Source organism: Vibrio sp. 10N.222.52.B12 (assembly GCF_002875385.1).
In the GTDB taxonomy this organism is placed as follows: domain Bacteria; phylum Pseudomonadota; class Gammaproteobacteria; order Enterobacterales; family Vibrionaceae; genus Vibrio; species Vibrio jasicida.
Window position 1 is genome coordinate 179208 of sequence record NZ_MDAW01000036.1, and the last position, 8543, is coordinate 187750.

Sequence of the window (8543 nt, forward strand, 5' to 3'; positions counted from 1 at the left end):
TTTTCTATTAAACAGGTAAGAAGCTTGTAAAACATCCCCGCAAAAACAAGCGCATATCTTGAAAAAGGGTTATTCTTAGTGATTAAAAGTACGAAATAATAACTGAATGAGCATTCAACCCAATTCACGTCAATTAGTCTCCTGTGAGGAGTGCGGCTTGGTCGTTCGTATCCCAGATATCGAGCAAGGTCAAAAAGCGCAGTGTCCTCGTTGCGAACATTCGCTTACCAAAGTGAACGCGAAACCGTATCAAAGCGTCATTGCTGTATCGGTGGCTTGCTTGATCACCTTAGTTTTAAGTGTCTCATTCCCGTTTATGTCATTCAGTGTTCAAGGCTTATCTCAAGAGATTACCTTGATGCATGCCGCTAAGATGCTAGCCGAGTTTCATAACGCATTACTCGGGGCTTTGCTTCTGGCGACCGTCGTGGTGCTGCCCGCAATCTACGTCGGATTAATTCTGTTTTTACACCTTGAAGCCTTGAAGTCACTCAAGCATCCATTGGGTAAGAAGCAGATTCGCATGGCGAAAACCCTATGCCGGATCTTATTCCGTGTTGAACCATGGTTGATGGTCGATGTGTTCCTGATCGGTGTCTTAGTGAGCTTAATTAAAATCGCCTCACTGGCTGAGATTGGCATGGGTAGTTCGTTTTGGGCATTCTGTGTTTACACCGTGCTGGTCGTGAAATGTATTTCAATGGTCGATAAGAGCTGGCTGTGGGGACACTTCATTCCTGCGATTGAACTGCCAAATGTGAAAGAAGGTGATACGCACCACAATGAAAACCACATTGGTTGTCACACCTGTCATCAACTCAACCCTATTGAAGACAAAAAACATCAAAAGTGTCTTCGTTGTGATAGCCCAATACACAAATACAACCCTACAGACAGCATGCAGAAAGCATGGGCCTTACTTTTTGCGGCAATCATTTTCTACATTCCAGCGAACCTTTATCCAATGATGTACACTGTGAGCCTCGGTCATTCCGAAGGCTCGACCATCATGGAAGGTGTGGTTCTTCTGTGGCAACTGGGCTCCTACCCTATTGCAGCGGTTATCTTCTTCGCCAGTGTGTTTATCCCAATGGCAAAAATGTTGGCACTCGCTTGGCTGTATTTCAACGCTCAAAAAGCACAATACTTGCCTCCTGAAGAAAGTATTTCACGCTTGAAAATCTACCGAATTACAGAATTTATCGGTCGTTGGTCGATGATTGATATTTTTGTTGTCGCTATTCTGGTTGCGCTCGTGCAGTTGCAAAACCTAATGGCGATTTACCCTGGTCCAGCAGCGCTTTCATTTGCTGCTGTGGTCATACTCACCATGCTCTCTGCAATGATTTTTGACTCGCGTTTGTTGTGGCAATTACCACAAAACGAAGCGCAGGAGCCAATGACTAATAACTTAAATGAGAAAGCCAAATATGAGTGATGAGAACAAGGCAACCGCTCAAATAAAACCGCAAAAGCAGGTCTCTGCGATTTGGATCATTCCGATCCTTGCGTTAGCGATGGGAGCGTGGATGCTGTTCCAATACATCAACAGCACAGGGCCAGAGATCACACTGAAATTACCAACAGCAGAAGGTATTGAAGTCGGTAAAACAGAGATCAAAGCACTGAACGTAAAAGTGGGCGTGGTTACTGACGTTAAACTAAGCGAAGACTATGACCACATCATCGCTACAGCGCAAATGAACAAAGACGCGAAACGCATGCTGCGTGAAGACTCCATGTTCTGGGTCGTTAAGCCTCGTATTGGTCGTGAGGGCGTGTCAGGTTTAGAAACCCTGTTATCTGGTGCCTACATTCAACTTCAACCAGGCAATTCTCAGGTCGAAAAAGAGCATTTTGATGTTCTCGATGTGCCACCTGTCGCTTCCCCTGACGCAGAAGGTCTACGCATTGTATTGACACACCGCGAAGCCGGAAAACTTGGCGTTGGTGACCCAGTGATCTACAAAGGCTTTACCGTGGGTCGAGTTGAAACCACTAGTTTCGATGTCGACACTCGCCGCGCTTTGTACCAACTGTTTATCTTCAAGCCATATGACAGTCTTGTGCGTACCAAAACTCATTTTTGGTTGAGCTCAGGTGTCGATTTACAGCTTAATGCAGAAGGCTTTGAGGTGAAGTTCGGTTCACTAGAAAGCATGATTACGGGCGGCGTAACCTTCGATACCCTGCCAGGAATGGGCGCAGGAGATGAGCTCAAAGAAGACATGACACACTTCCGTTTGTTCGATGATGTTAAACAAGTGCGCGAAGGCATGTACGATGAATACATTCAGTTTGTGATGATGTTTGAAGAGTCTGTTCGTGGTCTGAAAGCTAAAGCACCGGTTGAATACCGTGGTTTACGCATTGGTACCGTTATCAAAGTGCCTATGCGAATGCCAACGCCAGAAGAAGACTTCTCCGCGAAGAAAATCCCAGTGCTTGTACGTATTGAGCTTGGCCGAGTTTATGAAAATTTACCATCAAGCCAACTGCCAAGGTTCAAAGAGAAGCTAAAAGAAGAGTTTGCCAAAGGTCTTCGCGGTACGCTGAAAACGGGTAACTTGTTAACGGGTGCGCTGTATATCGATGCGGATTTCTATCCTGATGATGAACCTTACGTGCCGAGCCAATTTGAAGATTTAGATGTCTTCCCAACCAAACAAGGTGGCTTTGCTCAGGTTCAACGCCAAGTGAATGACTTCCTAACCAAGCTAAACAGCTTACCAATGGAAGACACGTTGAACTCACTGAACAAGACATTGAAGAACTCGGAAAAAACGCTTGCTTCAGCAGAGCGTGTTGCGAGCAGTGTGGATCGTCTCCTCAACCAAGAAGACACCAAAGCGATTCCAGCCGACATTCGTAAGAGCCTAGAACAGCTGCAAAGAACATTAGATGGCTACGGTCCGAACTCCACCATGTACAGTGAAATGGAGTCGACGCTGAAAGAGCTAGAACAAGTAATGACTGAGTTCAAACCAGTCCTTAAGCAGTTGAACGAAAAACCAAATTCATTGGTATTTGGCGAAGATGAAGTCAACGACCCAATCCCAGTTAGAGGACAAAAATAATGAAACGCGGACTTTTATTGATTTCTGCCCTTCTGGCAGGTTGCAGTAGCGCTCCTGAAGACACAGGCGCTTTGTATGTCTTACCGGAAGCAAGCTCAGCAAAGGTAAGCGACACCATGATTGCACAGCGTCCACAACTTGTGGTTCGCCCAGTTGAATTAGCAAGCTATCTTGCCGACAGTGGCATAGTGTATCGCGCTTCAGAGACCCAGATCATCCAAGCGAAACACAATCAGTGGGCACACAGTATCTCTGAGCAAATCACGACGCGTGTAATCGACGAACTGCGTAGCAAGCAAAGCCAATACTGGCCGGTAGAAGTAAATAACCTGTTCGACCAGAGTGATGAGAGCAAGCTTCAATTGTCGTTAAGTAAGTTCAACGGCAGTTATGAAGGCAACGCTGAGATCGAAGGTGAATGGCTCCTTGTTGATGCTAACGGCAAGGTGAAGACCAGCGCACCGGTTAAAATCAGCATGCCTTTACAAGATGAAGGCTACGATGCGCTTGTCGATGCACTATCGGTAGGTTTGAACAACCTGACAGATCAAATCGCCGCTCAGCTATAACACTCCTCGCCCATTCAGTTCTCTGAGTGGGCGACTTTTTCTCCCCTTGTTTTCCCGATACACTGTAACCCTGCCCTTTTAGTGAGTGATAAAGAATGAAAGACATGCGACAAGCGTTGCTCGATGCCGGATTGCATTTGATCAATGAACACGGCTTTGCTGGTGTGGGTTTAATGAAGATCATTAACGAAGCAGAAGGTACTAAAGGGTCGTTTTATCACTACTTCAAATCAAAAGAACACTTCGGTGCGATTTTGCTGCACGACTACTTTGAAACGCACCTTGAGCGTCTCGAACGCTTTTTGAGTGACGAGTCCAAAGCGCCAAGCGAACGCGTACAAGCCTACTTTGATGATTGGTGCGTCGTTAAGTTGACCGAAGACTTTCGTATTCAATGCTTGGTCGTCAAACTCGCGGGTGAAGTCTCTGGTCACGACACTGAAATGCAAAGTGAAATGGCTGCCGGCACTAAGAAAATGATTGAGAAAATGACGACTTTCTTTGAGCGTAGTAATCAAGAAGGCACGCTTAGTTTGTCTGCACCGGAACAAACTGCAAAAACACTGTTTAGCTTGTGGTTGGGTTATACCTTGCTTGCGGCAATGCAAAAAGATCGCGCAATTTTAGATGATGCGATGCAAACCACCGCCAAGCTGCTAAACGAGTAAGCAGAACCTCTCACATACTCGGCAAAACACAGCACAGCACATATATCGAGATAAATCATCAAGATAAAGACAACAAAGCCAGCATTTCGCTGGCTTTATGTTTATTAGATGGGTAATGCTAATTTCCGACTCCACCGACGGTTTCTGCAGGTGTTTCTGGCGTCACTGGAGGCCACTTTTTGAAAGTTTCCAAATGCTGCTGAACAGCGGCTTGGGCAGGACCAAAGGCCCACATTTTCTGCCCCATCCATTTTAAGTACATACCGGATTCTTCTTCCGCTCGCTCATAAGGATCTTGACGTAGGTTGAACAACAGTGGCGCATTCAACTCTTCTTTCGGGCCAATCCAACCGTGGTTTTGTACCACAAAATGCGCTTTCCAGTCCCCCACACGAACAGCTTGCAGTTTATCGCGCTCATAGTAAAAGATTTCATTGCGATTAGATTTGCCGTTATTGGTTAGCATCTCCATTTGGTTGTAGCCATCAAGGTGTGCTTTGTGGCCTTTGTAACCTTTCAGCATTTGCTGTTTTAAATCAGCAGGACCACCAGCTGCTTCAACCAACGTCGGCAGTAGATCCATCCCATCAAACATACCGTTGCTGACTTTATTTGCTGGGATTTTTTCAGGCCAACTGATCAAGAAAGGTGCTCTAACCCCACCCTCCCATGTTGTTCCTTTCTCACCATGGAATGGCGTCATACCACCGTCTGGCCATGTCATGATCTCTGGCCCATTATCGGCGGTGAAGATCACTATGGTATTGTCAGCAACGCCGAGCTCTTCAAGCTTCGCAAGCATTTCTCCAACGTGGTCATCGAGGTCTTTCATTACGACCTCTTGCAATCCCCAACCGTTAGTACCAAGCATCGCTTCATATTTCGGAGAGAGATGCGTCCATACATGACCTCTTGATGGGCAGTACCAAGTAAAGAAAGGTTTTTCGGCCTTCACCGCACGCTCAATAAAATCGATCGCATGTTTGTTGACCTCATCATCAAGAGTACGCATTCGCTCAATGGTGAGAGCGCCATCATCTTTAATCGACTGGCCACCTTTTCCATCGGCTTTCGCATGAATGACATTACGTGGCGCAAACTTTTGGAAAGCTTCATCCTTCGGCCAATCAGGATCTTCGGTGTATTCCATTGCGTTTAGGTGGTAAAGCCAACCCCAATACTCGTCAAAGCCGTGCATAGTTGGAAGAAACTCATCGCGGTCACCTAAATGGTTTTTTCCAAACTGCCCCGTGACGTAGCCAAGCTCTTTAAGTAACTCAGGCAGAGTTGGAGTATTTTGGTTTAACCCAACAGGACCACCAGGCAGGCCGACAGTGTGCATGCCTGTTCTTACCGGTAATTGTCCAGTTAGAAAAGCAGAACGCCCAGCAGTACAAGATGGCTGGGCGTAATAATCGGTAAGTAACATGCCTTTTTCAGCGATGCTATCAATGTTTGGCGTCTGGCTACTCATCAACCCACGGTGATAAGCGCTGACGTTAGAGACACCAATATCATCAGTAAATATCACGAAGATATTGGGTTGGTCCTGCGCTGCGGTTGCAGCGAAGGACGCCCATGAAGTCAATCCTAGCGCTATACGACGAAGTATCCCTTTCATAGATTTTCCTTATGCAGTTTGCTCTTCTTTTCTGATCATCTTCAGCCCCACTAAGCCAAAGCCGAACTCCAAAAATAGATACACGACTAACAACCAATGCGGCATTCCGTCTACTAGCAAACTCAAGAGCCTTCCCATCGCTAAGCCCCACATAAAAATGACCAAGCTATACAGTGCAGGTAGACGATATTTGGTGCTCATCGCCCCCATTACCCAAAACATAGAGAGCGCTAAATACAATCCCATGACCGCTCGGAAAATGTGGCTAACATTCACCGAGGATGCATCAATCCCAAATAAAAATGAGAGCGAGTCAACCGGTGAAAAACCATAAGAAAGTGCAATCGGGGTAAGACCTGCCGCAGCTAAGAGAAGAAAAATACTTTGAATTTTCATGACGTCTCCTGATTCGCTGTTTCACATACAGCGTAGTTAAATTAACAAATTAAACAAGTTGCATATCTAATGGTTTTTTGAAAGAGGCTTGATGAAGCCTGTGTGTCTTTAAGCAAACATTAATAAAGGCGCCAAAATACACAAACCAGATAGCAGGACGTTTTCGATTTTCATCTGGGATTCTCCGTCAAATATCATTCCATCGACGTTGAATGTTGAACGCATTACCACGTTCTTCGATGGTCAAAGAATACACAATACAAACCGGTCGGTCTAGTATTATTTACAAAAAGATCTTAGCTCGATCATAGAGAATTGGTATCACACTGAATTGAAAAGAAAGTTATCCATAAACCTGAGATTTTGAATTACTGCAATCCATGCTCTACGCTAATTTTGTGCAATTCATTTAATAACGATTACAAACACGGACGTTGATATGGCTAAGATGACCTTCCCTTCTATCGCCCTTATTTCCTCGCTTGCAGTGGCGCCAAGCGCAATAGCAGAAGATACGCAATCCTCACCAAGCAACTGGCAACACAGTGTCGAGATCTACATGCTCGCCTTAAATATCAATGGTGATACCACCATGGGTAACTTCTCTTCCAGTCTCGATGTCGATCCAAAGTTCATCATGGATCATCTCGACATTGGTGCTATGGCAAGACTTGAAGGGGTATATCAAAACAAATGGGGTTACTACATCGATTACAGTTTTATGGATCTCAGTGGTGACGTAAATAACCTGTCAGGTATTCTCCCTAATGTCAGTTATCGTGCTGATTTGGAGATCCGCCAAGGCGTTCTAGAAGCAAAAGCATTTCAGCGAGAAACCTACTCCTTCGGCATGATCGATTACATGTTTGGCTTACGTTGGTGGGATAACGACATCAAGGGCAAGGTTTACCGCAACGATAACCGCATTCTGGTGGATAGGCTCAACATCAAAGAAGACTGGGTTGATTTTCTAATGGGTGTTAGATGGATCAATGACCTAACCAAAGATTGGCGCTTTCATGCCAGCTTGGATGCCGGTTTAGGTAAAGACACCAACTTTACCTATGCGACCCAATTTGGTTTGCGTTACCACATTAATGATTGGTCAGACGTTAACCTCGCTTACAAATCCACTTGGGTTGATTACGTAAACGAAGGAACCTTTGAATACGATACCGCCTCGCACGGCTTCTTAATCGGTCTTGGTTTGTACTTTTAATCACTTTAGGGCGAAGTGTTTCGGCACTTCGTACCGGATTCTCCTAAGCTAATAAGAACGAGTGTCATAAGGTGTTGCTTAGATGAACAAACCGGAAGTTATCTGGCCGGATTATTATCATCCCAAACATTCTCATATTCATGTGCGTAGCCAAATCGAAATCCCTGAACCTCCCGAGGTTGTTTGGCAACACTTAGTTCGTGCTCATGAATGGCCCGCATGGCGAGACGGAAAAACCATGGTGCAGATCCTAAGTGGCGACAGCACATTGTGCAAAAACACCATGTTTCGTTGGAAAGCCTCTTGGCTAGACTTTCATTGTACGGTTGTCGAATACACACAGCATCAGCGCTTGGCTTGGAAAGGGAAAAAAGGCGGCGTTGATATGTATCACGCGTGGGTGTTGGAACCAACCAAAACCGGTTGCAGTATTGTCACCGAAAGCACACAACGTGGTGGCATGACTTGGCTTACCAAATACTTTGCACCAAAAAGGTTGAGAAGATACCAGCTCAAATGGCTAGAAGAGTTATGTCGTCAGTCTCATGGTCACTGCGGCAAATAAGCACCAATGCCCCCCGCCTACCGACGGATATGTACAATAAATGCTCCCTCCCTGATCTCAATCATATTTGAGACACATTGCATGAGATACCCTTAGCGAAAACTATAAAACCCAATCATATGACCCCATGGTCAATAGATAAGGCGCTTGAGCAGCAATGTCGATTAACATTTCAGATCTAACCACCGCATTAAGCAAGGTGGAGCACATCCACAAAGTTCAATTGGAAAACGTGCATCAGTTTTTTAAGTCTAACGAAACTTTCTCGGTAAAAGCCTTTAGCCAAATCGTGGCGACGGACTCTATTGATGAACGTTTTAAAGCTATCGACAAAGAATTTGCTTCACTTGGTGACGTTAAGACATACTTGCTGGAAGCTTCTTACCTAGTAAGCTAAATGCCTCAAGAATAAAAAATGTATGGTCCGC

9 protein-coding genes are annotated in these 8543 nt (G+C 45.3%); 7 read left to right on the forward strand and 2 right to left on the reverse strand.

The genetic code is table 11. The features are described 5' to 3' along the window. Positions 1-106: 106 nt before the first annotated feature. From BCT11_RS02795 to BCT11_RS02810, 4 genes are all read left to right on the forward strand, one after another. The gene (locus BCT11_RS02795) at positions 107-1438 is read left to right on the forward strand and encodes a paraquat-inducible protein A (protein ID WP_038880656.1); all 1332 of its coding nucleotides are present in this window, start codon (positions 107-109) and stop codon (positions 1436-1438) included. Further along, a complete protein-coding gene (pqiB, locus tag BCT11_RS02800; RefSeq protein WP_038870551.1) occupies positions 1431-3077 on the forward strand; it encodes an intermembrane transport protein PqiB in 1647 nt (548 codons plus the stop codon). The genes BCT11_RS02795 and pqiB overlap by 8 nt, the downstream gene beginning before the upstream one ends. Continuing rightward, on the forward strand, positions 3077-3646 hold the full coding sequence (locus BCT11_RS02805) for an ABC-type transport auxiliary lipoprotein family protein (RefSeq protein WP_042604026.1): 570 nt from the start codon (positions 3077-3079) through the stop codon (positions 3644-3646). Before pqiB ends, BCT11_RS02805 begins: the two co-directional genes overlap by 1 nt. A gap of 95 nt (positions 3647-3741) precedes the next feature. After that, positions 3742-4314 carry a TetR/AcrR family transcriptional regulator gene (locus BCT11_RS02810; protein WP_102387021.1) on the forward strand — a complete coding sequence of 191 codons (573 nt, stop codon included), beginning with the start codon at positions 3742-3744 and terminating at the stop codon, positions 4312-4314. A 118-nt stretch (positions 4315-4432) separates the two neighbouring features. Here BCT11_RS02810 and BCT11_RS02815 read toward each other — a convergent pair whose 3' ends face one another. Together BCT11_RS02815 and BCT11_RS02820 are read right to left on the reverse strand one after the other, a co-directional pair. Continuing rightward, positions 4433-5935, reverse strand: a complete 1503-nt coding sequence (locus BCT11_RS02815; protein ID WP_102387022.1) for an arylsulfatase — start codon at positions 5933-5935, stop codon at positions 4433-4435. 9 nt (positions 5936-5944) lie between these two features. After that, the gene (locus BCT11_RS02820; protein WP_042604029.1) at positions 5945-6331 is read right to left on the reverse strand and encodes a DUF4345 domain-containing protein; all 387 of its coding nucleotides are present in this window, start codon (positions 6329-6331) and stop codon (positions 5945-5947) included. Positions 6332-6770: 439 nt separating this feature from the next. On the opposite strand from BCT11_RS02820, the gene BCT11_RS02825 reads away from it, so the two are divergent. From BCT11_RS02825 to BCT11_RS02835, 3 genes are all read left to right on the forward strand, one after another. Then, a complete protein-coding gene (locus BCT11_RS02825) occupies positions 6771-7550 on the forward strand; it encodes a hypothetical protein (RefSeq protein WP_038880666.1) in 780 nt (259 codons plus the stop codon). Between the two features lie 82 nt (positions 7551-7632). Next, positions 7633-8115 (forward strand): SRPBCC domain-containing protein, encoded by a 483-nt coding sequence (locus tag BCT11_RS02830; RefSeq protein ID WP_038880668.1) that lies wholly within the window; start codon positions 7633-7635, stop codon positions 8113-8115. Between the two features lie 157 nt (positions 8116-8272). Further along, positions 8273-8512, forward strand: a complete 240-nt coding sequence (locus BCT11_RS02835) for a hypothetical protein (RefSeq protein ID WP_042604030.1) — start codon at positions 8273-8275, stop codon at positions 8510-8512. Positions 8513-8543: the final 31 nt, after the last annotated feature.